27 protein-coding genes are annotated in these 25985 nt (G+C 66.4%); 8 read left to right on the top strand and 19 right to left on the bottom strand.

Annotated features, from left to right (window positions below):
* Positions 1-36: 36 nt before the first annotated feature.
* The 7 genes from GVL12_RS09810 to GVL12_RS09780 all read right to left on the bottom strand — a co-directional run bounded on the left by GVL12_RS09810 (position 37) and on the right by GVL12_RS09780 (position 6231).
* Positions 37-891 (bottom strand): carbohydrate kinase family protein, encoded by an 855-nt coding sequence (locus GVL12_RS09810; RefSeq protein ID WP_200843635.1) that lies wholly within the window; start codon positions 889-891, stop codon positions 37-39.
* A gap of 63 nt (positions 892-954) precedes the next feature.
* Positions 955-2031, bottom strand: a complete 1077-nt coding sequence (locus tag GVL12_RS09805) for a zinc-ribbon and DUF3426 domain-containing protein (protein WP_159913365.1) — start codon at positions 2029-2031, stop codon at positions 955-957.
* Positions 2032-2069: 38 nt separating this feature from the next.
* Positions 2070-2954: a 50S ribosomal protein L11 methyltransferase gene (gene prmA / locus GVL12_RS09800; protein ID WP_159913327.1), complete on the bottom strand. Its 885-nt coding sequence runs from the start codon at positions 2952-2954 to the stop codon at positions 2070-2072.
* Between the two features lie 81 nt (positions 2955-3035).
* Positions 3036-4391: an acetyl-CoA carboxylase biotin carboxylase subunit gene (gene accC / locus GVL12_RS09795; RefSeq protein ID WP_159913325.1), complete on the bottom strand. Its 1356-nt coding sequence runs from the start codon at positions 4389-4391 to the stop codon at positions 3036-3038.
* 114 nt (positions 4392-4505) lie between these two features.
* A complete protein-coding gene (gene accB, locus GVL12_RS09790) occupies positions 4506-4955 on the bottom strand; it encodes an acetyl-CoA carboxylase biotin carboxyl carrier protein (RefSeq protein ID WP_159913323.1) in 450 nt (149 codons plus the stop codon).
* Between the two features lie 126 nt (positions 4956-5081).
* A complete protein-coding gene (locus GVL12_RS09785) occupies positions 5082-5648 on the bottom strand; it encodes a TlpA disulfide reductase family protein (protein WP_159913321.1) in 567 nt (188 codons plus the stop codon).
* On the bottom strand, positions 5620-6231 hold the full coding sequence (locus GVL12_RS09780) for a hypothetical protein (RefSeq protein WP_200843634.1): 612 nt from the start codon (positions 6229-6231) through the stop codon (positions 5620-5622). Before GVL12_RS09780 ends, GVL12_RS09785 begins: the two co-directional genes overlap by 29 nt.
* A 260-nt stretch (positions 6232-6491) precedes the next feature.
* On the opposite strand from GVL12_RS09780, the gene mpl reads away from it, so the two are divergent.
* The gene (gene mpl / locus GVL12_RS09775) at positions 6492-7922 is read left to right on the top strand and encodes a UDP-N-acetylmuramate:L-alanyl-gamma-D-glutamyl-meso-diaminopimelate ligase (protein WP_159913317.1); all 1431 of its coding nucleotides are present in this window, start codon (positions 6492-6494) and stop codon (positions 7920-7922) included.
* A gap of 225 nt (positions 7923-8147) precedes the next feature.
* On the opposite strand, the gene GVL12_RS09770 is transcribed toward mpl, so the two are convergent.
* A complete protein-coding gene (locus GVL12_RS09770) occupies positions 8148-8459 on the bottom strand; it encodes a hypothetical protein (protein ID WP_159913315.1) in 312 nt (103 codons plus the stop codon).
* Between the two features lie 153 nt (positions 8460-8612).
* Here GVL12_RS09770 and GVL12_RS09765 point away from each other — a divergent pair, with 153 nt between their 5' ends.
* Complete coding sequence (locus GVL12_RS09765) at positions 8613-8960, top strand: YqcC family protein (protein ID WP_159913313.1); 348 nt, start codon at positions 8613-8615, stop codon at positions 8958-8960.
* Between the two features lie 33 nt (positions 8961-8993).
* Here the strand turns inward: GVL12_RS09765 and GVL12_RS09760 are convergent, their stop codons facing one another.
* The 4 genes from GVL12_RS09760 to rodA form a co-directional block, all read right to left on the bottom strand.
* Positions 8994-10157, bottom strand: a complete 1164-nt coding sequence (locus GVL12_RS09760) for a 3-deoxy-7-phosphoheptulonate synthase (protein WP_159913311.1) — start codon at positions 10155-10157, stop codon at positions 8994-8996.
* 118 nt (positions 10158-10275) lie between these two features.
* On the bottom strand, positions 10276-10530 hold the full coding sequence (locus tag GVL12_RS09755) for a hypothetical protein (protein ID WP_159913309.1): 255 nt from the start codon (positions 10528-10530) through the stop codon (positions 10276-10278).
* A gap of 92 nt (positions 10531-10622) precedes the next feature.
* A complete protein-coding gene (tldD, locus tag GVL12_RS09750; protein WP_159913307.1) occupies positions 10623-12083 on the bottom strand; it encodes a metalloprotease TldD in 1461 nt (486 codons plus the stop codon).
* Between the two features lie 63 nt (positions 12084-12146).
* The gene (rodA, locus tag GVL12_RS09745; protein ID WP_159913305.1) at positions 12147-13349 is read right to left on the bottom strand and encodes a rod shape-determining protein RodA; all 1203 of its coding nucleotides are present in this window, start codon (positions 13347-13349) and stop codon (positions 12147-12149) included.
* An 89-nt stretch (positions 13350-13438) separates the two neighbouring features.
* On the opposite strand from rodA, the gene GVL12_RS09740 reads away from it, so the two are divergent.
* The 6 genes from GVL12_RS09740 to ruvC all read left to right on the top strand — a co-directional run bounded on the left by GVL12_RS09740 (position 13439) and on the right by ruvC (position 19366).
* Positions 13439-14023, top strand: a complete 585-nt coding sequence (locus GVL12_RS09740) for a YqiA/YcfP family alpha/beta fold hydrolase (RefSeq protein ID WP_159913303.1) — start codon at positions 13439-13441, stop codon at positions 14021-14023.
* Positions 14024-14095: 72 nt separating this feature from the next.
* Positions 14096-16165, top strand: coding sequence for a ribonuclease catalytic domain-containing protein (locus GVL12_RS09735; protein WP_159913301.1), 2070 nt, complete (start codon positions 14096-14098; stop codon positions 16163-16165).
* Between the two features lie 23 nt (positions 16166-16188).
* Positions 16189-17022: an energy transducer TonB gene (locus GVL12_RS09730; protein WP_235033841.1), complete on the top strand. Its 834-nt coding sequence runs from the start codon at positions 16189-16191 to the stop codon at positions 17020-17022.
* Between the two features lie 52 nt (positions 17023-17074).
* Positions 17075-17914, top strand: coding sequence for a shikimate dehydrogenase (gene aroE, locus GVL12_RS09725; protein WP_159913297.1), 840 nt, complete (start codon positions 17075-17077; stop codon positions 17912-17914).
* 2 nt (positions 17915-17916) lie between these two features.
* Positions 17917-18636, top strand: a complete 720-nt coding sequence (gene mtgA, locus GVL12_RS09720; RefSeq protein ID WP_200843633.1) for a monofunctional biosynthetic peptidoglycan transglycosylase — start codon at positions 17917-17919, stop codon at positions 18634-18636.
* Positions 18637-18817: 181 nt separating this feature from the next.
* Positions 18818-19366, top strand: a complete 549-nt coding sequence (ruvC, locus tag GVL12_RS09715) for a crossover junction endodeoxyribonuclease RuvC (RefSeq protein WP_159913295.1) — start codon at positions 18818-18820, stop codon at positions 19364-19366.
* A 75-nt stretch (positions 19367-19441) separates the two neighbouring features.
* On the opposite strand, the gene GVL12_RS09710 is transcribed toward ruvC, so the two are convergent.
* From GVL12_RS09710 to GVL12_RS09685, 7 genes are all read right to left on the bottom strand, one after another.
* On the bottom strand, positions 19442-19867 hold the full coding sequence (locus GVL12_RS09710) for an RcnB family protein (protein WP_159913293.1): 426 nt from the start codon (positions 19865-19867) through the stop codon (positions 19442-19444).
* Positions 19868-20104: 237 nt separating this feature from the next.
* Complete coding sequence (locus GVL12_RS26275) at positions 20105-20281, bottom strand: hypothetical protein (RefSeq protein WP_200843632.1); 177 nt, start codon at positions 20279-20281, stop codon at positions 20105-20107.
* A gap of 13 nt (positions 20282-20294) precedes the next feature.
* Positions 20295-21218, bottom strand: a complete 924-nt coding sequence (lpxC, locus tag GVL12_RS09705; RefSeq protein ID WP_159913291.1) for a UDP-3-O-acyl-N-acetylglucosamine deacetylase — start codon at positions 21216-21218, stop codon at positions 20295-20297.
* 322 nt (positions 21219-21540) lie between these two features.
* The gene (gene ftsZ, locus GVL12_RS09700; RefSeq protein WP_200843647.1) at positions 21541-22761 is read right to left on the bottom strand and encodes a cell division protein FtsZ; all 1221 of its coding nucleotides are present in this window, start codon (positions 22759-22761) and stop codon (positions 21541-21543) included.
* Between the two features lie 133 nt (positions 22762-22894).
* Positions 22895-24124: a cell division protein FtsA gene (gene ftsA / locus GVL12_RS09695; RefSeq protein ID WP_159913287.1), complete on the bottom strand. Its 1230-nt coding sequence runs from the start codon at positions 24122-24124 to the stop codon at positions 22895-22897.
* A gap of 58 nt (positions 24125-24182) precedes the next feature.
* Entirely contained in the window at positions 24183-25007 is an 825-nt protein-coding gene (locus tag GVL12_RS09690) for a cell division protein FtsQ/DivIB (RefSeq protein WP_159913285.1), read from the bottom strand.
* On the bottom strand, positions 25004-25975 hold the full coding sequence (locus tag GVL12_RS09685; protein WP_200843646.1) for a D-alanine--D-alanine ligase: 972 nt from the start codon (positions 25973-25975) through the stop codon (positions 25004-25006). Before GVL12_RS09685 ends, GVL12_RS09690 begins: the two co-directional genes overlap by 4 nt.
* Positions 25976-25985: the final 10 nt, after the last annotated feature.

Genomic DNA, 25985 nt, shown 5'->3' with positions numbered 1-25985 from the left:
CTGGACGCGCAGCGCGCCCACGGCCACGACCGTGGCTTATTCCACAGAAAAGTCGAGCAGGTAATTCTGCGGGCCCTTGCTTGCGATCTTCAGCGCGCCCACGCGGTTGCCCAGTTCGGCGCAGCGCACCAGAGGCCAGCCCTTTTCGAGACCGAACAGCAGCGCGCCACGCCAGGCATCGCCGCAGCCCGTGGGATCGACCACCTGCTTGGGAGCGACCGGCGCGACCGGCGTCCTGCGGCCCTGCTCCCAGACTTCGCAGCCCTCGGCGCCCAGCGTCACCACCAGGCCCCGAACCCGCTGGGACAGCGTCGCGAGGTCCATGCCGGTGCGGTCGCTGAGGACCTTGGCTTCGTAGTCGTTGACCGCAATCCAGTCGGCCTGATCAATGAAGGCATTGAGCTCGTCGCCGTTGAACATCGGCAGGCCCTGGCCCGGATCGAAGACGAAAGGAATGCCCATTTCCTTGAACTGGCGCGCATGCTGGACCATTGCCTCGCGGCCATCGGGCGCGACAATGCCCACGGCCGCGGAGGTCTCGGCCGTGATCTCCAGCAGATGGGCATGCGACATCGCGCCGGGATGGAAGGCCGTGATCTGGTTGTTGTCGGTGTCGGTCATGATCATGGCCTGCGCCGTGAAGATCTCGCCGCTCTCGCCCACATGGCGCGTCGAGATGCCCAGGCCGCGCATGTGCTCCAGATAACTGCCGCCGTCGCTGCCCAGCATCGCCATCGGCAGCGGCTCGCCGCCCAGCAGCTTGAGGCTGTAGGCGATATTGCCCGCACAGCCGCCGAAGTCGCGGCGCAGCGTGGGCACCAGGAACGAGACATTGAGAATGTGCAACTGGTCGGGCAGGATCTGGTCCGCGAAACGACCCTCGAAGGTCATGATGGTGTCAAACGCGAGGGATCCACAAATGATGGCGGCCATAGTCGGTGAGTTTTCCTAGGATCAGGGATAAAAGACAAGCGCACGATAACCCGCAATGCGCGTCGGCGTGGCAGTAACGACCAGCGGAATGCGCACACTCCATTCGGCCTGTGGACCGAGCGTCGCCGGGGCCTGCAGATCGGCGCGCAGCAGCACGCGGCGCAGCACCGGTTGGTCCTGCAGGTCGGTGAGCGTGAGTTCCACGGCAGGCATGGCGAGTTCGGTGCCGGCCTGGTTTTCTATGGTCAGGCTCAAGAGGTAGCTGTCGGCCTGCGCCGTGCGCGTGAAGGCCGAGCCCGAGATCACCACCTGGCTGATGTCCTGGCGCGCCGACAGCGTACAGCCGGACAGCGCGCAAAGGCCCTGCAACGCCGGCCGCAGCGACGGCTGCCAGGCGGCCAGTGCATTGCGCTCCTGCAGCGCGACCTGCAGCGCCAGGCCCAGCAGCAGCACCGCGCTGCCCAGTCCCAGCGCCATCCGCACGCCGGGCGCGCGCCAGAATGCCTGGCGCCGCGCCGCGCGCACGAAACCGGGCTCGGCCTCGGGCAACTGGGGCAGCGCGAACGGATCGGCGGGCATGCTTGCGGCGGCGTCGGCGTCCAGCGCGGGTTCGAATTCCGTGTCCGTGTCCGCTTCGGGTTCGGATTCGGATTCGGATTCGGATTCGGATTCGGGCAAAGCATCCGGTGGCGTTTGCGGCTCGAGCTCCTGCGCCGGCTCCGTGGTTTGCGCTGAAGCCGCGAAAGCTTCCGGCTCGGGGTCGAATTCCGGCTCGGTGCGTGCCATGCGGTCCCCGTCTTCGGGCGCGGTGGCTGGTTCCGGCTCGGGCCCGCTTTCGGCCAGCGGCAAATCATCCTCGTCCTCGTCCTCGACTGCCGCAGGCAACGCATAGCCTGCGGCTGCGCCCGGCTCAGGCGGCTGCACCTGCGCCGGCGCCTCGGGCGCCGTCGCGGCCATGCCGGGCGACTCCAGCGTCAGGGTCGCGTCGAACACTTCCTCGCACTGGCCGCAGCGCACCCAGCCCTCGGAGATGCGCAACTGGTCGGCCACCACCTTGAACTTCGTTCCACAAGAAGGGCAGCGCGTGGTCTGGCTCATTGGAAGTTCCTGTCAAAAGTGGGGCGACCGCAGCGGGCTCAGCGCGCAGCGGTCATCAGGATCCAGCCGTCCTCGGCGTCCGCGACTTCGAGCTGCACCCACGGAGCATAGGCCTGTTTGAGTTCGTCGGCCTGGCGCTCGAGGATACCGGCGAGCACCAGGTTTCCGCCAGCGGCGACATGCGCGCACAGCAGGGGCGCGAGCACCTTCAGGGGCGAAGCCAGGATATTGGCCAGCACCGTGCCGTATTCGCCGCGCGCCTGGTCGGGCAGTCCCGCGGACAGTTGCACTTCGTTCGCCTGGGCATTGAGCAGCGTCGAATCGACGGCCGCGGTATCGATGTCCACCGCGTCGATGTCGACGGCGCCGAACTTGGCCGCGCCTATGGCGAGAATGCCCGAGCCGCAGCCGTAGTCAAGCACGCGGCCCAGCGATCCCGCGGGCTGGCGCGCGATCCAGCGCAGGCACATGCGGGTCGTGGGGTGGGTGCCGGTGCCGAAAGCCAGGCCCGGGTCGAGCCGGATGCTGACCCTGGCCGCCGCCGGCATGTCGTGCCAGGTCGGCACGATCCAGAACTCGGGCGTGATGTCCACGGGCGTGAACTGCGACTGCGTCAGGCGCACCCAGTCCTGCTCGGGCACGTTGTTCACGCCCAGCACCGTGCAGCCGTCGAAGAAGTCCTGCAGACTCAGCAGCTGGCGCGCTTCCTGCGCGAGTTCCTCGGTGGGAAACAGTGCGACCACACGGCTGCGCTGCCAGCCATCCTTGGGCGGCGGCATGCCCGGTTCGCCGAACAGGGCCTGCTCGGCCTCGGTCTGCGCATCGGCGTCTTCGACCGACACGCTCAGTGCGTCCAGCGCATCCAGCGCATCGCTGATGGTTTCCACCCGGTCTTCGGGGCACAACAGGCTCAGTTCAAACATGACGCCGTTCCTTGTAAAAATGAAAATGCCGGCCTCCGTCGCCAGAGGCCAGCATGTGCGGTCACAGCCCTGCGGCCTGACTCATCGCTTGGGATTGCGCAGCTGCAGCCACTCTTCCAGATAGTGGATGTTGGTGCCGCCTTCCATGAACTTGGCATCGACCATCAGATCCTTGTGCAGGGGAATGTTGGTGTTGATGCCTTCGACCACGGTTTCCAGCAGCGCCGTGCGCATGCGGGCCAGGGCCTGCTCGCGCGTGTCGCCGTGGACGATCAGCTTGCCGATCATCGAGTCGTAGTTCGGGGGCACGAAGTAGTTCGTGTAGATGTGCGAGTCCACGCGCACGCCCGGACCGCCGGGCGCATGCCAGGTGGTGATACGGCCGGGAGACGGCGTGAACTTGTACGCGTCCTCGGCGTTGATCCGGCATTCGATCGCGTGGCCGCGCAGCTCGATCTGGCGCTGCGTGAACGGCAGCTTCTCGTCGGCCGCAACCATGATCTGCGTCTTGACGATGTCTACGCCCGAAATCATTTCGGTCACGGGGTGCTCGACCTGAACGCGCGTGTTCATTTCAATGAAGTAGAACTCGCCGTTCTCGAACAGGAACTCGAACGTGCCCGCACCGCGGTAGCCGATCTTCTTGCAGGCCGCGACGCAGCGCTCGCCTATGCGTTCGATCAGCCGGCGTGGAATGCCGGGCGCGGGCGCCTCTTCGATCACCTTCTGGTGGCGGCGCTGCATGGAGCAGTCGCGCTCGCCCAGGTAGACCGCGTTCTTGAACTTGTCGGCCAGCACCTGGATTTCGATGTGGCGCGGGTTCTGCAGGTACTTTTCCATGTACACCGCGGGATTGCCGAACGCCGCGGCGGCTTCGGCCTTGGTCATCTGCACGGCATTGACCAGCGCGGCTTCGGTATGCACCACACGCATGCCGCGGCCACCGCCGCCGCCTGCGGCCTTGATGATCACGGGATAGCCCACGGCCTTGGCAATGCGACGGATCTGCACCGGATCGTCGGGCAGTTCGCCGTCGGAGCCCGGCACGCAGGGCACGCCGGCCTTGATCATGGCCTGCTTGGCCGAGACCTTGTCGCCCATGATGCGGATCGACTCGGGCGTAGGGCCGATGAACTGGAAGCCGCTTTTCTCGACGCGCTCGGCGAAGTCGGCGTTTTCGCTCAGGAAACCGTAGCCGGGATGGATGGCTTCGGCATCGGTCACTTCGGCCGCGGAAATGATGGCCGGCATGCTGAGATAGCTCAGCGGGGAAGGCGCGGGGCCTATGCAGACGGCTTCGTCGGCGAGCTTGACGTACTTGGCGTCACGGTCGGCTTCGGAATAGACCATCACGGCCTTGACACCCAGCTCGCGGCAGGCGCGCTGGATGCGCAGGGCAATCTCGCCCCGGTTGGCCACCAGAATTTTCTTAAACATGGAAGTCCTCGCAGCGCAGTGCCTGCGTATGGGCGCACGCCACAGTCATGGGCTCAGCCGGGCGACAGGCGCGGCTGCTACTTTTTGCTTTACGCAGCATCACAGGCTCGCCGTTCACTCGATCACGAACAGCGGTTGTCCGTACTCGACCGCCTGGCCGTTTTCGCCCAGGATGCGGGTGATCTTGCCCGACTTGTCGGCTTCGATCTCGTTGAGGATCTTCATGGCTTCGATGATGCAGATGGTCTCGCCTTCCTTGACCTCGGAGCCCAGCTCGACAAACGGCTTGGCACCCGGGCTCGACGAGCGGTAGAACGTGCCCACCATCGGCGACTTCACGACATGACCGGTCTCTGCGGCAACGGGAGCGGGCAGCTCGGCAGCGGGCGCTGCGGCCGGCGCGGGCGCGACGGGCGCTGCCGCGGGAGCGGCGACATACTGCTGCAGCACCTTGCCTTCGCTCTTGACGATACGCACTTTGCCTTCGGCCTCGGTGATTTCCAACTCTGACACGTTGGATTCAGAGACCAGATCGATCAAGGTCTTGAGTTTTCGCAAATCCATGGGAGCTCCAGCGACTAAAACTTAATAAGGGCGCGAATTTACTCCAATTTCGCCCTACTTCGCGTTTCGAGGCACATTTTTCACCAACATCGCAAGGGAGATTAGGGAAAAAAGGCATGCCGCAGGCTAACTTTGGGCCCATTGCGCGAGATCCTGCGCGCTCAATTCGCCTATTTTACGTTGCCGCAGCTTCCCATCGCTTCCGAGAAAGACCGTGAACGGCAGTCCCCCGTTCAGATTGCCCAGATCGCGCGTGAGCTGGCTGCCCTCCGCGGCCATGCCGACGGGAAAGGCCAGCGGCTGGCGCTGCAGGAATTTCTGCACCGGCGCCGGTTTGTCGACGGCCAAGCCTACCACCTGAATGCCATGCGTGGCCTTGCGGGCCGCAAATTCGCTCAGCAGCGGCAGTTCGCGCACGCAGGGCGGGCACCAGGTGGCCCAGAAATTCACGATCAGCGGCTGGCCGCGCCAGGCCGCCATCGGCAGGGGTGCGCCTTCGGGCGTGGTGAACTGCTGGCGCCACAGCGCCTCTTCGACGCCGGGCTGGGCCGCGCCCGGCGTAAGCCGCCACCAGGCCAGGCCGGCGCCGGCAACGGCGGCCACACCGGCCACGCCCGCGCCCAGCCACAGGCGCCGGCGCGAGGAAGGGGCTGCAGGGGAAGAATCAGCGGACTGGTTGGATAGCTTCGTCATGGGTTCCATTTTCTTCACGCAAAAGTCGGCGCACGGCATTCGCGTCGCCGCGCGGACTGCGGCCGTGGGCATCGGGGCGCAGCGCGCCGCGCAGGTCGTCGAGATCGTAGACCAGCAGGTGCACGCCGACGACCACATCGAGTTCGCGGCACATCACGCCCAGGCTCAGCGCCTCGACGTCCTCGCCATGAAAGCCCGTGACCGTGCTCGGGTCGTAATCGACATGGTGGTTGATCAGCGCGATTTCAGCCGACTTGCAATCATCGCAAAACAGCTGCAGATAGACATCGGACAGGCGCGTGGCCGTGCCGCGCCAGACCGCGCCGCCCAGGTGCGGGCGGAACTGCGCCATGCGCTCCATCCACTCGAGCGCGAGCCGGCGCAACGCGCGCAGCTCGGCCGGCTGGGTGTCGGCGCAAAACAGCGCAATGTATTCACGCACCGCATCCTCGACGCGGTCGTTGTCGGGCAACGCGGTGCGCGTGGGCAGGCCCAGTTCACGCAGCGCACGGCGCTTGGCCGCGCCCCAGTCGAGGCCGTCTTCGACTACCAGGCGCGCGGCGGTGTGGGCGATTTCATCCATGAGTGAGTCTTGCTGCATACAGCCTCCCGAAAAACGCCAAGCCGACAAACTCCCGCAGCGCGCGACCACAGGACCCTGGCGACAGAATACCGGCATGCCATCGCCCCGACATGCGAGCGGTGATTCCCTGCGCCGCAACGCCTGGCCCCGCGCGGGCCCCAGTGCCATTAAATGCCCGGCGCCGGCTTTTTTGCAAGCCCTTGTGCGCCGCGCCCGGCCAGCGCGCCGTCCGCGCCGCGCCAAACGTAGAATCCCGGGCCATGCACATACATATATTGGGGATTTGCGGCACCTTCATGGGCGGACTCGCCGCACTCGCGCGCGAAGCGGGCCACCGCGTCACCGGCTGCGATGCCGGCGTCTACCCCCCGATGAGCGACCAGCTGCGCGCGTTGGGCATCGAATTGATCGAAGGCTATGATGCCGACCAGATCAGCCTCAAGCCCGACATGTTCGTGGTCGGCAACGTCGTCAGCCGCGCCCGCCTGCCCGACGGGCGCGCGAAATACCCGCTGATGGAAGCGATTCTCGACGCCGGCATGCCCTATACCAGCGGCCCGCAATGGCTCAGCGAGCATGTGCTGCGCGGGCGCCATGTGCTGGCCGTGGCCGGCACGCACGGCAAGACCACGACCACCTCCATGCTGGCCTGGATCCTCGAATGCGCGGGGCTGCAACCCGGTTTCCTGGTCGGCGGCGTGCCGCTGGACTTTGGCGTGTCCGCGCGGCTGGGCGCGGCCACGCGCCCCATCACGGGCCCGGGGCCGGCCGGCGCCGAGCCGCTGTTCGTGATAGAAGCCGACGAATACGACACTGCGTTCTTCGACAAGCGCAGCAAGTTTGTCCACTACCGCCCGCGCACCGCCATTCTGAACAACCTCGAGTTCGACCACGCCGACATCTTCGACGACCTGGCCGCGATCGAGCGCCAGTTCCACCATCTGGTGCGCACCGTACCCTCGTCGGGGCGCATCGTGACCAACGCGCTCGAGGAAAGCCTCACGCGCGTGCTGCACCAGGGTTGCTGGAGCGACGTCTGCGACTTCGGCTCGGCCGTGAGCGACTTCAGCGCCCAGGGCGAGCCCCATGCGTTCGACGTGCTGCAGCGCGGCCGGACCGTCGCACGGCTCGAATGGGCATTGAGCGGCGTGCACAACCAGCTCAACGCGCTGGCCGCGATCGCCGCGGCCCAGCATGTGGGCGTGACGCCGGCCCAGGCCTGCGCGGCACTCGCGCGCTTTCAGAACGTCAAGCGCCGCATGGAGCTGCGCGGCACGGTGCGCGGCGTCACCGTGTTCGACGATTTCGCCCACCACCCCACGGCCATACGCACCACGCTCGACGGCCTGCGCCGCAGCGCGTCTGCAGGCCAGCGCATTCTTGCGGTGTTCGAGCCGCGCAGCAACACCATGAAGCTAGGCGCGATGAAGGCACTGCTGCCCTGGTCGCTTGAGAGCGCCGACCTGGTGTTCTGTCATACCGCCGGCCTCGACTGGGATGCGGCGGCCGCGCTCACGCCCCTGGGCGTGGGCCCGGGCAAGCGCGCGCAGACCGCGCCCGATATCGACACGCTGATCGCCCAGGTGGTTGCCGCGGCGCGGCCCGGCGACCAAGTGGTATGCATGAGCAATGGGGGGTTTGGCGGGATCCATGCCAGGTTGCTGGAGAGGCTGGGCCAGCAGGCGGGTTGAAATCAGCAGCGCAGGGCGACCGTGAAAAACCGTTCGCGGTGAGCTTGCCTGGGCGGCCCCATCGAACCATGAACGGCCTGCCCTATAGACAAGACCAATACCCGCTTATTCCTGAGGCAGGGCCGTTCACCCTTCGACAGGCTCAGGGCGAGCGGGACAACCGTTCGTGGTGAGCCTGCATCGGCGGCCCCTTCGAGCCATGAACGCCCTGCGCCATAGCGATATTCAGTACCCCACGGTCATGGACGGAATATCGATGCGCACCACGGGCCGCGCCGTGACGCCGGTTGCGGCCCGGCCAAAGGCGCGCAGCCATTCGGGGTCGGAGAGCCTGGAAGCGCCCGCGGCATGCGCCACCGTGAGCAGCTTGTCGGCCAGCAGCACCTTGCCGCTGGGGCGCAGCGGCTCGCAATCGAAGGCGATGAACTGCTCGTCCAGCCACTGGCGCGCGGCTTCGTGGCCAAGCGGCTCGACGCCACGCAGGTCGACATGGAATTCCTGTTCGGGAGCCAGGGTCACGGTCACTTCGCTGTGCATGAAAAACCTTTCGGCAGAGGGTGAGAACGGGGCGCCCATGCGCCCGGACAGCCAGCTTAAACCCAATCACCGCGCGGACGCCAGCGGGACTGCGAGCAGTCGCGGCGCGCTCTGGCTAAAATCGCCCTCCCCGCTCTCACCACAGGCCCACCGATGTCTCTTACTGCCCAGCACGCCGAAATCCAGGAGCAGCTCCAGGCGCTGCAAGCGGAAATGAGCGCCCTCGACCTGTGGTCGGCGCTGCCGCCCAGCGCCCAGGCCCTGGCGTCGACCATGCCGTTCATGTACGACACGCTGGAGTTCCACCAGTGGCTGCAATGGGTGCTGGTGCCGCGGCTCAATGCCTTGATCGACGCGCGCAGTCCGCTGCCCGGCAACTGCAACACCCATGCGCTGGGCGAGCACGAGTTCAGCCGGCTGGCGCCGCGCGACTGCAGCCGCCTGCTGGCAGTGCTGCAGCGGCTGGACCACGCGCTCAACACCGGCGCGGCCAAGCACTGAGCGCCAGGCCGGCAGCGCGCCGGCCTTGAAACCTCAAGCCAGCGCGGGAGCGGCAGCTTCGGTCGTCGTTTCCTGGCGCGCACGGCGTGCCTGCACGGCCTGCGACAGCACGGCCAGGGTCTGCAGCGAATCATCCCAGTCCAGGCAGGCATCGGTGATGCTCTGGCCGTACTTGAGCGCGGCCACATCGTCCTTGCCCGGCGTGAACTTCTGCGCGCCGCCCTGCAGATGGCTTTCTATCATCAGACCGAACACCGAGTCCGAACCACCGGCGACCTGGTCGGCGATGTCGCGCGCCACGTCCTTCTGGCGCTCGTGCTGCTTGGAGCTGTTGGCATGGCTGCAGTCGACCATCAGGGTGTCGGGCAGGCCGGCCGCGCGCAGGTCGGCGCAGGCCGAGGCCACGCTGGCCGCGTCATAGTTCGGCGTCTTGCCGCCGCGCAGGATCACATGGCAGTCCTGGTTGCCCGTGGTGTTGACGATCGCCACCTGGCCGTTCTTGTGCACGGACAGGAAGTGGTGGCCACGGCCGGCCGACTGGATCGCGTCGGTGGCGATGCGGATATTGCCGTCCGTGCCGTTCTTGAAGCCTATGGGCGCCGAGATGCCCGAAGCCAGCTCGCGGTGCACCTGGCTTTCGGTGGTGCGCGCACCGATCGCGCCCCAGCTGATCAGGTCGGCAATGTACTGGGGCGAGATCACGTCGAGGAACTCGCTGGCCGCAGGCACGCCCAGGCGGTTGATGTCGATCAGCAGCTGGCGCGCGATGCGCAGGCCTTCGTCGATGCGGTAGCTCTGGTCGAGGTAGGGGTCGTTGATCAGGCCCTTCCAGCCCACGGTGGTGCGGGGCTTCTCGAAGTACACGCGCATCACGATTTCCAGCGTGTCCTTGTACTGCTCGCGCACCACGGCCAGGCGGCGGGCGTATTCGAGCGCCGCGGCCGGATCGTGGATCGAGCAGGGGCCGATGATGATCAGCAGCCGGTCGTCTTCGCGCGCCATGATGCGGTGGATGGTATGGCGCGTATTGCCGATCAGTGCCTCCACGGGCGTCCCGCAGATCGGGAAGAAACGGATGAGATGCTCTGGAGGGGGTAACACAGTGATGTCCTTGATACGTTCGTCGTCAGTCTGGCCGGTCTTGTGGACAGAGCTGCGATACCAGGAATCGCTGGCGGATGCGGTAGGAGCGGTCATCGTTTGCTTTCGTGGAATGCGTGGAAGGCGTGGGAAATGGGGACCAAAAAAAACCGCCGGGCTTTTCAGCTTCGGCGGTTCTTAGAGAGTGTGTTTCGGGTGCTTGTGCGCTCGCCTCTCATCCGCCGGGGACCGAGAACCAAAAATAGGCAAAGTAAGCGCGAGCTGCATTCATAGGCAGAAAATGTAGCACAGTCCGGCCGACCGGCACCCTGGCCCCACGTTGCCATTGGGCAACACCCAGCTCAATAAACCTGCAATAACCCAATGAAAAACACTTCCAACGCAATTTAACTGTGCAAAACTTCATTTTTTCAGAGAAATTCAGCGTTAATTCAAAAACAAAAAAAGCGCACAAAAGGCCAAAATCCATGCTCCGCGCATGCGGTTGCGCATTGCGCAGACGAAAAAAGAGGGCCTGGGCCCTCTTCGTCTCGTGCCTGGCGCGCCAGGCGGCGGGCCTGATCAGGCGGTGCCGCCCACCGTGAGGCCGTCGATGCGCAGCGTGGGCTGGCCCACGCCCACGGGCACGCTCTGGCCTTCCTTGCCGCAGGTACCCACGCCGGGGTCCAGGCGCATGTCGTTGCCTATCATGCTGATCTTCTTGAGCGACTCGGGGCCGCTGCCGACGATGGTCGCGCCCTTGACCGGATACTGGATCCGGCCGTTCTCGACCCAGTAGGCTTCGCTCGCCGAGAACACGAACTTGCCGCTGGTGATGTCGACCTGGCCGCCACCGAAGTTGGTCGCGTACAGGCCCTTCTTGATGCTGGCGATGATTTCCGCTGGCTCGCGGTCGCCGCCGGTCATATAGGTATTGGTCATGCGCGGCATGGGAATGTGCGCATAGCTTTCGCGCCGGCCGTTGCCCGTGGGCGCAACGCCCATCAGGCGCGCATTCATCGCGTCCTGGATATAGCCTTTGAGAATGCCGTCCTCGATCAGCACGTTGCGCTGGCTGGGGCAGCCTTCGTCGTCGACGTTGAGCGAGCCGCGGCGGTCGGCGATCGTGCCGTCGTCGAGCACGTTGACGCCCTTGGCGGCGACGCGCTGGCCGATGCGGCCGCTGAACGCGCTCGAACCCTTGCGGTTGAAGTCGCCTTCGAGGCCATGGCCCACGGCTTCGTGGAACAGGATGCCGGGCCAGCCCGAACCCAGCACCACGGTCATTTCACCTGCCGGCGCGGGGCGCGACTCGAGGTTGACCAGCGCCGCGTGCACGGCTTCGTCGACATACTGGCTGATCTGCTCCTCGCTGAAATAGGCCAGGCCGAAGCGGCCGCCGCCGCCGGCCGAGCCGACTTCGCGCCGGCCCTTGTGCTCGGCGATCACCGTGACCGACAGCCGCACCAGCGGGCGCACGTCGGCCGCGAGCGTGCCGTCGGCACGCGCCACGAGCACCACATCGTATTCACTCGCCAGGCCGGCCATGACCTGCTTGACGCGCGGGTCCTTGGCGCGGCCGAGCTTCTCGACGCGGCCCAGCAACTCGACCTTGGCCGTGCTGTCGAGCGAGGCGATCGGGTCTATGCCGGGATAGAGCGAGCGGCTGCCCGCGATCTTCGGGCGCACGATTTTTGCGCGCTGGCTCTTGGCCACGCTCGAAATGCTGCGCACGGTGCGCGCGGCGTCGAGCAGCGAGGCTTCGGAAATGTCGTCGGAATAGGCAAACGCGGTTTTCTCGCCGCTCACCGCGCGCACGCCCACGCCCTGGTCGATGCTGAAGGAACCGGTCTTGACGATGCCTTCCTCGAGGCTCCAGCCTTCGGCACGGGTGTATTGGAAGTACAGGTCGGCGTCATCGACCTGGTGCGAGCGGATCTCGGCCAGGGCGCGTGCGAGGTGGGATTCATCCAGGCCGAAAGGCTCGAGCAGCAAGCTGCGGGCCGTGGCCAGGCGTTCGATGGTGGGTTCGCGGGAGATCATGTGCACATTGTAGGCACCGCTCCATGCCCTCTGCCTGCGCTGACCTGGAAATTCGCGCCGACGTCAGCCCATGCGCGACGTGGCGAGCGGCCCCCGGCCCAGCGCCGCGTCCTTCGGCAACTGGCGCTGCGAGCGCGCGACCGACATCAGCACGCCCAGCGCCAGCCCCAGCGTGACCATGGCCGTGCCGCCATAGCTGACGAACGGCAGCGGCACGCCGACCACGGGCAGGATGCCGCTGACCATGCCCATGTTGACGAACGCATAGGTGAAGAAAATCATCGCCACCGCCGCCGCCATCAGCCGCGCGAACAGCTGCTGGGCGCGCATGGCGATGACCAGGCCGCGCCACACCAGCAGCAGGAAGGCGGTGATCAGCAGCAGATTGCCGACCAGACCGAACTCCTCGGAAAAGGCCGCGAAGATGAAATCGGTGGTGCGCTCGGGAATGAACTCGAGGTGGGTCTGCGTGCCGGCCATGAAACCCTTGCCCCAGACACCGCCCGAGCCGATGGCGATCATGCCCTGCAGAATGTGAAAGCCCTTGCCCAGCGGATCGCGCGTGGGGTCGAGCAAGGTGCAGACCCGGGTCTGCTGGTATTCGTGCAGCACCGGCCAGCGCACGCCTTCGGCGCACAGCTGGGGCTCGAACCAGACGATGAGCACGATGCCGACCAGCCCGAACACCACCGGCGGCAGCACCAGCTTCCACGGCAGGCCGGCGAAGAAGATCACCGACAGGCCCGCGGCCATGACCAGCAGCGAGGTACCCAGGTCGGGCTGCTTCATGATCAGGCCCACGGGCACCAGCAGCAGCAGCATGGCCAGCACGAAATCGGTGCGCCGCAGCTGCCCTTCGCGCCGCTGGAACCACCAGGCCAGCATCAGCGGCGTGGCGATCTTGAGCAGTTCGCTGGGCTGTATCACCACCCCCACGTTGACCCAGCGCTGCGCGCCTTTCTTGGTGATGCCGAACACCGCGACGGCAATCAGCAGCGCCACGCCCAGCAGATACAGCGGCACGGCGACCTTCATGATGTGCTGCGGCGGCACCTGGGCGACGAGAAACAGCAGGCCCACGGCGATCAGCATGTTGCGGCCATGGTCGACAAAGCGCGTGCCGTGGTCGTAGCCCGAGGAATACATGGCCGTCAGGCCGATCGCGGCGAGCAGCAGCACCAGCAGCACCAAAGGGCCGTCAAAACCGCGAAACAGGGGCACGATGCGTTGAAGGATCGAAGGCTTGTCGAATTCTGCTGCAGACATATGGCGCCGATTATCCGTTGCCGGGCAAATCCATCGCCCGCCGCGGGCCAGCGCGCCACAATGGCATGTGTCGCACTGCTGCCGATCCCATGACCACCACCCACCTGCTCTATCTGCACGGCTTTCGCTCCTCGCCCCAATCGCTCAAGGCGCAGCAGATGGCCGCCCATGTCGCGGCCCACCATCCTCATGTCCACTGGTGGTGCCCGCAGCTGCCGCCTTCGCCGCGCGAGGCCGCACAACTGCTGCTGGCAGGCACGGCCGAGTGGCCGCGCGCCACGACGGCGGTGATGGGCTCGTCGCTGGGCGGCTTCTACGCGAGCTGGTTTGCGCAGCAGCGCGGTTGCCCCAGCGTGCTGCTCAATCCAGCGGTGTTCCCGGCGCGCGATCTCGAAAAGCATATCGGCGCGCAGACCGCCTGGCACGATCCCGAAGTGCAGTTCTTCTTCCGGCCCGAATACATTGCCGAGCTGCAGGCGCTGGACACGCGCGCGCTGAGCGCGGCCGGGCCCGAGCTGGCCTTCATCGCCAAGGGCGATGAAGTGCTCGACTGGCGCGAGATGGTGGCGCGCTACCCGCAGGCGCAGATCGCGCTGCTCGAGGGCGGCGAGCACGCGCTCAGCGACTTCGCCACCCACATCCCCCGCATCAGCCAGTTTCTGGCGCTGGCCTGAGGCCCACGCAGCCCGGCACAGCGCAAGGAAAAGCCCTGCAGCCACCCCGGACCTCATGGGACAATTGCAAGCATGCACGCATTGTTTGAAGAAGCCGGCAAATTCCTCGCCGGTCGCATCCTGTCTGAAACCGACACCTCCGCCCAGGTCGAACTCGATACTGGCAAGCGGGTCAAGGTCAAGGCCGCCCATATCCTGATCAAGTTCGACAAGCCGTCGCCGGCCGAACTCATGGCCCAGGCGCAAGCCCAGGCCGACGGCATGGAGCTGGACCTGGCCTGGGAATTCGCTCCCGAAGAGGAATTCGGCTTCGCCGAACTCGCCCGCGACTATTTCTCGGAAAACGCCACGCTGGCCCAGCAGGCGGGCACGCTGCTCGCGCTGTTCGACGCGCCGCACTACTTCCGCCGCGCGGGCAAGGGGCGTTTTCGCAAGGCCTCGGCCGAAATCCTGCAGCAGGCACTGGCCGCGATCGAGAAGAAAAAGCTGGTGCTGGCGCAGATCGACGAATGGGCCGCGCAGCTGGGCCAGGGCGAATGCCCGGCGCCGGTGCGCGAGCAGCTCTACAAGATCCTGTTTCGCCCCGACAAGAACGCGCCCGAATACAAGGCCGTGGTCGAAGCCAGCCGCGCCACGCATCTCGCGCCGCTCGACCTGCTGCAGCGCGCGGGCGCGATCGACTCGGCCTACGAGTTCCACTGGAAGCGCTTCCTGTTCGACAACTTCCCCAAGGGCACGGGCTTTCCCGCGCTGGCCGCGCCCCAGCCGCCGCAGGAGCTGCCGCTGGCCAATGTCCAGGCCTACTCGATCGACGATTCGGCGACGACCGAAATCGACGATGCGCTGTCGGTGCAGGGCCTGGGCACGGGCGTCGTGACGCTGGGCGTGCACATTGCCGCGCCGGGTCTGGCCATCGTGCCCGGCACGCCGCTCGACCAGCTCGGCCGCAACCGGCTGTCGACGGTCTACATGCCGGGCTACAAGATCACCATGCTGCCCGACGAGGTGGTGCAGGTCTATACGCTGGACGAAGGCCGCGCCAACCCCGCGGTCTCGCTGTACGTGCAGATCAACGAAGAGACGCTGGAATTCATCGCCAGCGAAACGCGCCTGGAGCGCGTGCCGGTGCAGACCAACTTCCGCCACGACCAGCTCGATCACATCGTGACCGAGGAATGGCTGGGCGATCCGTCGATCGAAGTCGCAGGCACGCCGGCCGCGCTGCAGGAAAAGCGCAGCGAGTTCACCTTCCTGCACCGCCTGGCCAGGCACCTCAAGGCACAGCGTGAAGTCGTGCGCGGCAAGCCCGAAACCTTCAACCGCCCGGACTACAACTTCCGCCTCACGGGCGGCGCCGGCGGCGAACCCGTGGGCAACGAGACCGTGCAGATCAGCACGCGCAAGCGCGGCGCGCCGCTGGACCTGATCGTCGCCGAAGCCGCGATCGTCGCCAACAGCACCTGGGGCAATCTGCTGGCCGAGCACGGCGTGCCCGGCATCTACCGCAGCCAGGCCAGCCTCGCGCCCGGCGTCAAGGTGCGCATGGGCACCAAGGCCTTGCCGCACGCGGGCATAGGCGTCAAGAGCTATGCCTGGGCGACCTCGCCGCTGCGCCGCTATGTCGACCTGGTCAACCAGTGGCAGATCATCGCCTGCGTGCGCCATGGCAAGACGGCGGCGCTGGCCGCGCCGTTCAAGCCCAAGGACGCCGACCTGTTCGCCATCATCAGCAGCTTCGACACCGCCTACAGCGCCTACAACGGCTACCAGGCCGGCATGGAACGCTTCTGGACGCTCAAGTACCTCGAACAGAACGGCATCACCGAAATCGAGGCCAGCGTGATCAAGGAAGGCCCGGGCGGCAGCTTCCTGGTGCGTGCCGACACCCTGCCGCTGGTGCTGCCCGTGCTCGGCGCCCAGGGCCTGCCGCGCGGCGCGCGCCTCAAGCTGCGCCTGGGCGAGATCGACGAGATCACGCTCGACGTCAACGGCACGCTGATCGAGCGCCTCGACAGCCCCGAAGCCCAGGCCACCGGTGCGGGCGAAGAGGCCGCCGAAGACGAAGACGATGCAGTCGCCGGCCCCATCGCCATCGCCGTCGACATGAACGAAGCCGACAGCGCGACGCCCCCCGCACCGTGAAAGTCGCCGCCGCGCTCCGCTCCTTGACCACCCTGCAGCTCGCGCTCGGTATCTCGCTGGCGCTGCACGCGGCCGTGCTTTCGGTGCGTTTCGTCCATCCCCAGGCCTTCGAGCGCGTGTTCCAGGACACGCCGCTCGAAGTCATCCTGGTCAATGCCAAGTCCCAGGAACGCCCGGAAAAGGCCCAGGCGATTGCCCAGGCCTCGCTCGCCGGCGGCGGCGAAGCCGCACAGGGCCGGGCGACAAGCCCCCTGCCCTATTCGGCGCTCACCGCCGTGGGCGAGGATTTCGAGGAAGCGCAGCGCAAGCTCGACGCGATGCAGGAGCAGCAGGCCGTGCTGCTGACCCAGCTGCGCCAGCGCGTGGCCACCATGGCACCGCTGGACCCGCACGAAACCGCGCCCAACCCGCAGCAGCTCAGCGAGCAGCAGCGCCGCCAGCAGCTCGTCAAGCTGCTGGCCGAAATCGAAAAGCGCATCAACGAAGAAAATGCGCGGCCCAAGAAACGCTACATCAGCCCCGCGACGCGCGAAGAGGTGTATGCGGTCTACTACGACGCGCTGCGCCGCAAGGTCGAGGACAAGGGCACGGAGAACTTCCCCGAGCAGGCCGGCAAGAAACTCTACGGCGAGCTGACCATGATCGTCACCGTCAACCACGACGGCCAGGTGCTGGACACCGAGATCGTGCAAAGTTCGGGCAACCCGCTGCTCGACAGCCGCGCCGCCGCGATTGCGCGCGCCGCCGGCCCGTTCGGGCGCTTCGGTACGTCCATGCGCGCCAAGGCCGACCAGATCGCCGTGGTGTCGCGCTTCAAATTCACCCGCGAACAGACGCTGGAGACCAGCGTGCGCTGACGCCGGGCGCGCACAGCGTTGCGCGACCGTTTTTTCCGCTTTTCACACTGCCATGCCATCCACCGTCGATCTTTACTGCGTCATGGGCAACCCCGTCGAGCACAGCCGCTCGCCCTGGATCCATGCGCGCTTTGCCGAACTGAGCGCGCAAACGCTGCACTACACGCGTGAGCTCGTCGCGCTCGACGGTTTCTCCGCGGCCGTGCAGGCCTTCGCCGCGGCCGGCGGGCGCGGCTGCAATGTCACCGTGCCGTTCAAGCTGCAGGCCGCTGAGCTCGCCGACAGCCGCAGCGAGCGCGTGCAGCTCGCGGGCGCGGCCAATACGCTGGTGCTCGAAGGCGGCCGCATCCATGCCGACAACACCGACGGCCTGGGCCTGGTGGCCGACATCACGCGCAACGCCGGCGAGACCGTCGCCGGGCGCGACCTGCTGCTGATCGGCGCGGGCGGCGCCGCGGCCGGGGCGCTGGGGCCGCTGCTGGCCGAAAAACCGCAGCGCATCGTCATCGCCAACCGCACCGTGGAAAAGGCGCAGGCGCTGGCCGAACGCCACGCGGCGCTGGCCGCGCGCCATGGCGTCGAACTGCAGGCCCAGGGCCTGGATATCGCGCAAGACTTCGATCTGGTGATCAATGCCTCGGCCAGCAGCCTGGGCGGCGCCACCGTGCCCGTGCCGGCCAGCGTGCTGCGCCCGGGCTGCCTGGCCTACGACATGATGTACGGCCCGGCCGCCCAGGGCTTTCTGGAATGGGCCGCGCAGCACGGCGCGCGCGGGCGCGACGGCCTGGGCATGCTGGTCGAACAGGCGGCGGAATCGTTTGCGCTGTGGCGCGGTGTGCGCCCGGCCGGCGCGCCGGTACTGGCCGCGCTGCGCGCCAGCCTCGGGGCCTAGCCATGCGCATGCAGCCTGTCTGGCGCTGGCTGGCCCTGCTGCTGTGCGGGGCGCTGCTGCTCGAGCTGTTCTTTGTGGGCCGCATCGCGGCCATGGCCGTGATCGACCCGTCGTCGACCAGCGTCCAGCGCTCCGAAGCCTGGCAGCAGCTGCGCAACGGCGAGATTCACCGCTGGCGCCAGCAGTGGGTACCCTACGCGCAGATTTCCGACCATCTCAAGCGCGCCGTGGTCGCGGCCGAAGATGATGGCTTTGTCGACCATAGCGGAATCGAATGGGACGCGATCGAGAAAGCCTGGGAGCGCAACCAGCGCGCCGAAGCGCGCGCGCCGGCCGCGGGCCGCGCGCCGGCCAAGATCTATGGCGGCTCGACCATCACCCAGCAACTGGCCAAGAATCTGCTGCTGTCGGGCGAGCGCCAGTTCGCGCGCAAGGGCCAGGAGCTGGTGCTCGCCAAGCTGCTCGAGCTGTTCCTGACCAAGCAGCGCATTCTCGAGATCTACCTCAACCATGTCGAATGGGGCCCGGGCATCTTTGGCGCCGAGGCCGCGGCCGGGTATTACTTCGGCAAGCCCGCCGCCCGCCTGAGCCCGGCCGAAGCCGCGCGCCTGGCGGTGATGCTGCCCCAGCCCAAGCGCTTCGCGCTCCAGCCCCAATCCACCTATCTGGCCCAGCGCGCGCGCGCCATCATGCGCCGCATGGGCCATACAGTATTACCATGACACCCCCTGAGCCGCTGTCGCGGCTTGCCCCTCTCAACCTTAGCTTACGGGGGACGACACCATCGCTGCAGGGCGGCGTCCTGAGCTGGGTCGAAGGGCTTGGTGTCCCCCTGCTGGAGCACGCCAGTCTCCAAGAACATTGGGCCAAGCAAGCGCCATGAAACACTGAGAAGAAAATTGCATGCGCATTCTTGGAATTGACCCCGGCCTGCAGACCACGGGCTTTGGCGTGGTCGACGTCGATGGCCACCGCCTGAGCTACGTGGCCAGCGGCACCATACGCACGACGGCGCTGGACCGCGGCGACCTGCCGGGCCGGCTCAAGCTGCTGTTCGACGGCATCACCGAAGTCGCGCAGCGCTACCAGCCCGACAGCTCGGCCGTCGAAATCGTGTTCGTCAACACCAATCCGCAATCCACGCTGCTGCTGGGCCAGGCGCGCGGCGCGGCGCTCGCGGCGCTGGTGACCAGCCTGCTGCCCGTGGCCGAATACACGGCCTTGCAGATGAAGAAGGCCGTCGCCGGCCATGGCCGCGCGGGCAAGGACCAGATCCAGGCCATGGTGCAGCGGCTGCTGCAACTGCCCGGCCTGCCGGGCCCGGACGCGGCCGATGCGCTGGGCATCGCCATCACCCATGCCCATGTGGGCGCGGCCATGGCGCGCATCGCCGAAGCTGCGCCGCTGCAGCGCCGCCAGCATGCGATGTACAAGGGCGGGCGATCTTACTAAGGCCCCCTCTGAGCGGCTTCGCCGCTTGGGCCGGTCTTCAGAGGATGACGCCGGGCCCAGGGCCCGGCCGGCGCGTCAACGGCTCAGTATCAACTGTGCGATTACACCCGTGGCAATGGCCACCAGCAGGTAGTCACCACCGTTTTGCACCCAGTGGTAGCCACGCGGCGGAGGCGCCAGGCGGTGGACGCGCCAGTCGTTGACCACATAGTGGCGCGTGCGGTACTGGGGCGGAATGCGCGAGCCGCGCACCCAGTTGTACTGGGGGCCCGCGCCATGGCGGCCACCATGGGCATGCGGCGGCGGGCCGGGGCGGCGCACGTCGCGGCGGTCGTAACGGTCATGGCGGTCCGGTCCGGCATGACCGTGGCCCTTGCCATGGCTTTGCGAATGGCCTGGAGGGCCACGGCGGTTGTCAGGCTGGGCCTGGGCCAGCGTGGCGCTCAGGCCCATGGTCAAGGCGACGGCAGTGGCCAGTACGGAAGTGGTCCAACGGGTCATAGTGGCGGCCCTGATGTCGGATTGGATCGATTTATTGTGTGTCATGTCACCCCTTCCTGAAGTGGTTGGTGTGACTGCATGATCGCCCATCCTCAAGGGCCCGGGTGGTCGAACGCCAGCGCTTTACACAAGTTTTGCGCAAGCCTTGCGTTGGTTCACAGGAGCAGCGAATCGATACAACTAAAGCCGCTCAAACGTTTCTCGAATGAAACATTTTCGGCCGCCATCAAGGCGTGCTCAGACAATCCTGGTGAGAATGAGTACGGCAAAGAAAGCGAACGCCGCAATCAGCATCCACTTGAGTATCAGCACGGCCCAGCGCTTGTAGCCGGGCTGGCCCGTGCCCAGGTAGAACGCAAAGCACAGCAAGGCAGCGAGCAGCAGAAAGCCGACGAGGGCGCGAAAAATCAGCATGGGGTAGACCTTATCACCAGGCGCGCACCGGTTCGGCAAAGCCCTTGGGGGCCAGGCGTTCGTTCTCGAAGGTGACGATTTCCCAGGCATCGGGCTGGTCCAGCAGCGCGCGCAGCAGCTGGTTGTTCATGCCGTGACCCGAGCGGAACGCGCTGTAGGCCGCGAGCAGCGGCTTGCCGATGACGAACAGGTCGCCGATCGCATCGAGGATCTTGTGCTTGGCGAATTCGTCGTCATAGCGCAGACCGTCGCTGTTGAGCACCTTGTAGTCGTCCATGACGATGGCGTTGTCGAGCCCGCCGCCCAGCGCCAGGCCGTTGGTGCGCAGCATTTCTACATCCTTGGTGAAGCCGAAGGTGCGCGCACGCGCGATGTCGCGCACGTAGTTGTCCTCGCCGAGATCGAACTCCACGCACTGGCCCGTCGAGTCGACCGCCGGGTGGGCGAAATCGATTTCGAAGCGCAGCTTGAAGCCGTGGTAGGGGTCGAAGCGTGCCCACTTGAGGCTCTTGCCTTCGCCTTCGCGCACTTCGACGGGCCGCTTGACGCGGATGAAGCGCTTGGGCGCGTCCTGCAGTTCTATGCCCGCGCTTTGCAGCAGGAACACGAACGACGAAGACGAGCCGTCGAGAATGGGCACCTCTTCGGCCGTGATGTCGATATACAGGTTGTCTAGCCCGAGGCCGGCGATGGCCGACATCAGGTGCTCCACGGTATGGACCTTGGCGCCCCCCACGCCTATCGTCGACGCCATGCGCGTGTCCGTGATCGCATGCGCGGAGATCGGGATATCCACGGGCTCGGGCAGGTCGACGCGCCGAAACACAATACCCGTATCGGCAGGAGCGGGCCGCAGCGTCAACTCCACGCGCTGACCGCTGTGCAGGCCCACGCCCACAGCACGGGTGATTGTCTTGAGGGTGCGTTGCTTCAACATACCTGGATTTTAAGTGGGCCAGCGATGTCCCGGCCGTGGCCGGGACACAGTCTTGGCTATGACCGCGATCAATTTCGCGATGGGCGATCAACCTTTGACACGGGTAACAGCGTATGAAACTGGCGCGCCCCAGCAAGGGGGCAGCGAGGAAGGGCCGCCCCGCACCGAGGCTGCCGTCCCCCTTCCACCGAAGGATGGAAGGGGGAAGCCGCGTAAGCGGCTCAGGGGGTGCGATATTTTTGCCGCCGGGCCGCCCCAAGGCAAAAATGCGCCCCTCCTGGAGGGGCAGCGACCCGCGCAGCGGCGGAGCGTGGGGAGCTATTTAATCCGCTTGTTTACGCAGGAAGGCGGGGATTTCCAGGTCTTCCATGCCGCCCGAAGCCAGTGCGTCCACACGCGCTGCGGCCTGGGTGCGGTTGGTGCGCCAGACGCTGGGCACGGACATGTTGCCCATGTTGCCGAAGTCGGTGCTGTGGCCCGTGCCGCCCGCGCCCTGGGCGCTGCCCATGTTGGCCGTGGGCATCTGGTAGCTCAGGTTGTCGGTGCCGGTGCGCAGACCGCCTTGCAGCACGGCCATGTTCTGGCGGCGTGCATTGGGGCGGGCCAGGCCGGTCGCGACCACCGTGACGCGGATTTCCTCGCCCAGGCTGTCGTCATAGGCAGCGCCGAAGATCACGTGCGCATCGGGCGAAGCGTAGGCATTGATGGTGTTCATGGCCAGGCGCGACTCGGACAGCTTGAGGCTGCCCTTGGACGCGGTGACCAGCACCAGCACGCCCTTGGCGCCCGACAGGTCTATGCCTTCGAGCAGCGGGCAGGCAATGGCCTGCTCCGCGGCGATGCGCGCGCGGTCGGGGCCCGCGGCCGTGGCCGTGCCCATCATCGCCTTGCCGGGCTCGCCCATCACGGTGCGCACGTCTTCGAAGTCGACGTTGACCTGGCCGTATTCGTTGATGATTTCAGCGATACCGCCGACGGCGTTCTTCAGCACGTCGTTCGCATGGGCGAAAGCTTCGTCCTGCGTGATGTCGTCGCCGAGCACGTCGAGCAGCTTTTCGTTGAGCACCACGATCAGCGAGTCGACATTGGCTTCGAGCTCGTTGAGGCCGTTGTCGGCGTTGGTCATGCGGCGCCCGCCTTCCCAGTCGAAAGGCTTGGTCACCACGCCCACCGTGAGAATGCCCATTTCCTTGGCCACGCGCGCGATCACGGGTGCGGCGCCGGTGCCGGTGCCGCCGCCCATTCCGGCGGTGATGAACAGCATGTGCGCGCCGTCGATGGCCGCGCGGATGTCTTCCACGGCGGCTTCGGCGGCTTCACGGCCCTTTTCGGGCTTGGAGCCCGCGCCCAGGCCGCTTTGGCCGAGCTGGATGGTGCGGTGGGCAGCGCTGCGGATCAATGCCTGGGCATCGGTGTTCGCGCAGACGAATTCCACGCCCTGCACATTGCGGGCAATCATGTGCTCGACGGCGTTGCTGCCGCCGCCGCCCACACCGATCACTTTGATCTGTGTGCCCTGGTTGAACTCTTCGGCTTCGATCATTTCGATGGTCATGTTGCTGCTCCTGAAACTTTGCTATTGGGGGTCACGGCCGTTAAAAGGGAAATCCTGGAATCACTGGGTATTCGGACATCCGTGGGCGGGCCGGTAATGCGCAATCGATAGGCGCTCATGGCTAGAAGTTTCCCACAATGAAGTCTTTGAAACGGCCAAAAGCAGTCTTCATCGACCCACTCTTTTGTGCCACCTTGAAACCGCGCAGGCGCGCAAGCCTGGCTTCATCGAGCAAACCCATCACCGTTGCCGACCGGGGCTGCGCCACCATGTCGGCCAAAGCGCTCGAATATTTGGGGATGCCGCGGCGCACGGGCTTGAGGAAGATGTCCTCCGCCAGCTCGACCATGCCGGGCATGACCGAGCTGCCGCCCGTGATCACGATGCCCGACGACAGCACTTCCTCGTAGCCCGATTCGCGGATGACCTGCTGCACCAGCGAGAAGATTTCCTCGACGCGCGGCTCGATCACGCCGGCCAGCGCCTGCTTGCTGATCATGCGCGGGCTGCGGTCGCCCAGGCCCGGCACTTCGACCTGGCTGTCGGGGTCGGCCAGCAACTGCTTGGCGTAGCCGCTTTCGACCTTGATGTCCTCGGCGTCCTTGGTGGGCGTGCGCAGCGCCATGGCGATATCACTGGTGATCAGGTCGCCGGCGATGGGAATCACGGCCGTGTGGCGGATCGCGCCGCCGGTGAAGATCGCGACGTCGGTCGTGCCCGCGCCGATATCGACCACGGCCACACCCAGTTCACGTTCGTCGTCGGTCAGCACCGCCTGGCTCGAGGCCAGCGGGTTGAGCAGCAGCTGCTCGACTTCGAGGCCGCAGCGGCGCACGCACTTGATGATGTTCTCGGCCGCGCTCTGCGCGCCCGTGACGATGTGGATCTTGGCTTCGAGGCGTATGCCGCTCATGCCGATAGGCTCCTTCACGTCCTGGCCGTCGATCACGAATTCCTGCGGCTCGACCAGCAGCAGGCGCTGGTCCGAGGAAATGTTGATCGCCTTCGCGGTTTCGACCACGCGCGCGACATCGGTGGGCGTGACTTCCTTGTCCTTGACGGCCACCATGCCGCTGGAATTGAGCCCGCGGATATGGCTGCCGGTGATGCCGGTGCACACGCGCTGGATCTTGCAGTCGGCCATCAGCTCGGCCTCCTTGAGCGCGAGCTGGATGCTCTGCACCGTGGCGTCGATGTTCACCACCACGCCGCGCTTGAGCCCGTTGCTCGGGGCCACGCCCAGGCCCGCGAGCTTGAGTTCGCCGTTGGGCAGCACTTCGGCCACCACGGCCATGACCTTGGCGGTGCCAATGTCCAGCCCGACGACCACATCTTTGTATTCTCTTGCCATATCAGAGTCCGCCCTCAGTTGGTCCCGTCTTGTCGTTCTGTTGCATATGCCTTCATCCTTAGCGCCGGACCGCAGCCGGCTTGGGCTGGGGTTTGGGACGGGGAGGAGGCAGCTTGCCCTGTACTGTGCTCACGCCATGCAGCCGCAGCGCATAGCCGTCTTCATAACGCAAATCCACCGACTCGAGTGCATCGGCCTTGCGCTGGTACTGCGCCGTCACGGTGGCCAGCGTGCGCGCGAAACGCTGCACACGCTGCAACACCTGTTCGACCGTGCCGCCGCCGAGCTCGACCTGGGCGTCATTGGCCAGGCGCGCTTTCCAGCTGCCGCGCTCGTTGAGCGTGAGCTCGTCGATTTCCAGCGACAGCGGCGCGAGCGCGGGCGCGAGCATGCGGTAGACCTGCAGCACCTGCTGCGAGGTGCCCGCCGGCCCCTGCAGCCGCGGAATGCCTTCGCGCTCGACTTCGCCGATATTCGCCTCGAACACTTCGCCGAAGCTGTTGACCATTTCCGCGCCCGTGTCCGGGCCCCAGAACGCTTCGGCCACATGCTCGTGCAGCTCGACGCGCAGGCTGTTCGGGTATTCGCGGCGCACCTGGGCCTCGCGCACCCAGGGCACCTGTTCGAACGTCGCGCGCGCCGCGCCCAGGTCGATGGTGAAGAAATTGCCCGTCAGGCTCGGCGCCACATTGGCGCGCAGCGTCACCGCGTTGTTGTGCACCAGCTCGCCCTCGACAACGATGCGGCTGATCGAAAATGCGGGATGGCGCACCACCCACCAGCTCGCCGCCGCCAGCAACAGCGCGGCGCAGCCCAGGAACAGGACCGTGGCGGTCACGTTCATGAGCTTGACGTCGAGCGGAGCGGGCAGCGTGCGCTTCATGGTCGGCCAGCGCCTCCATCCAGAGCGGCACTGGCCAGTATGCGCAGGCACAGGTCTTCGTAGCTGATGCCGCTGGCGCGTGCCGCCATCGGCACCAGCGAATGGCTGGTCATGCCGGGCGAAGTGTTGATCTCGAGCAGGAACGGCTGGCGATCGCTGGCGCGGATCATGATGTCGGCGCGCGCCCAGCCGCGGCAGCCCAGCGTGCGGAAGGCTTTCTCGACCAGGCGCTGGATCTCATGCTCCTCGGCCTGGGGCAGGCCGCTGGGGCAGTGGTACTGCGTGGTGTCGGTGAAATACTTGTTCTGGTAGTCGTAGTTGCCTTCGGGCGCGACGATGCGGATCACGGGCAGCGCCTGGGCGCGGCCCGCCTGGACCTGGCCCGCGCCTTCGAGCACCGGGCAGGTGGTCTCGTCGCCATCGATGAACTGCTCGCACAGCACTTCGGGGTCGTACTGCGAAGCCAGCGCATAGGCCTGGGCGCACTCCTCGACGCTCATCACCTTCGTCAGGCCAATGGTCGAGCCTTCGCGTGCGGGCTTGACGATCATCGGCGCGCCCAGCACGGCCAGCGCCTGGCTGGTTTCCTCGGCGCTGGCGACCAGACGCCAGTCGGGCGTGGGCAGACCTTCGAAGCGCCAGATGCGCTTGGTCATGATCTTGTCCATGGCAATGCTCGAAGCCATCACGCCCGGGCCGGTGTAGGGGATGTCGAGGAGTTCCAGCGCGCCCTGCACCGTGCCGTCCTCGCCGTAGCGGCCGTGCAGCGCGATGAAGCAGCGCGCAAAGCCTTCGGCCTTGAGCGCCGACAGGTCGCGCTCGGCGGGATCGAAGGCATGCGCGTCGACGCCGCGCGCGCGCAGCGCGGCCAGCACGCCGCCGCCCGACATCAGCGAGACCTCGCGCTCGGCCGAGCGCCCGCCCATCAGCACCGCGACCTTGCCCAGTGCGCCCACATCGATATCCATATTCGCTTTC

This window comes from Pantoea sp. 18069 (genome assembly GCF_902706035.1).
Classification (GTDB): domain Bacteria; phylum Pseudomonadota; class Gammaproteobacteria; order Burkholderiales; family Burkholderiaceae_C; genus Comamonas.
This window is presented reverse-complemented; position numbering and strand designations above follow the sequence as displayed.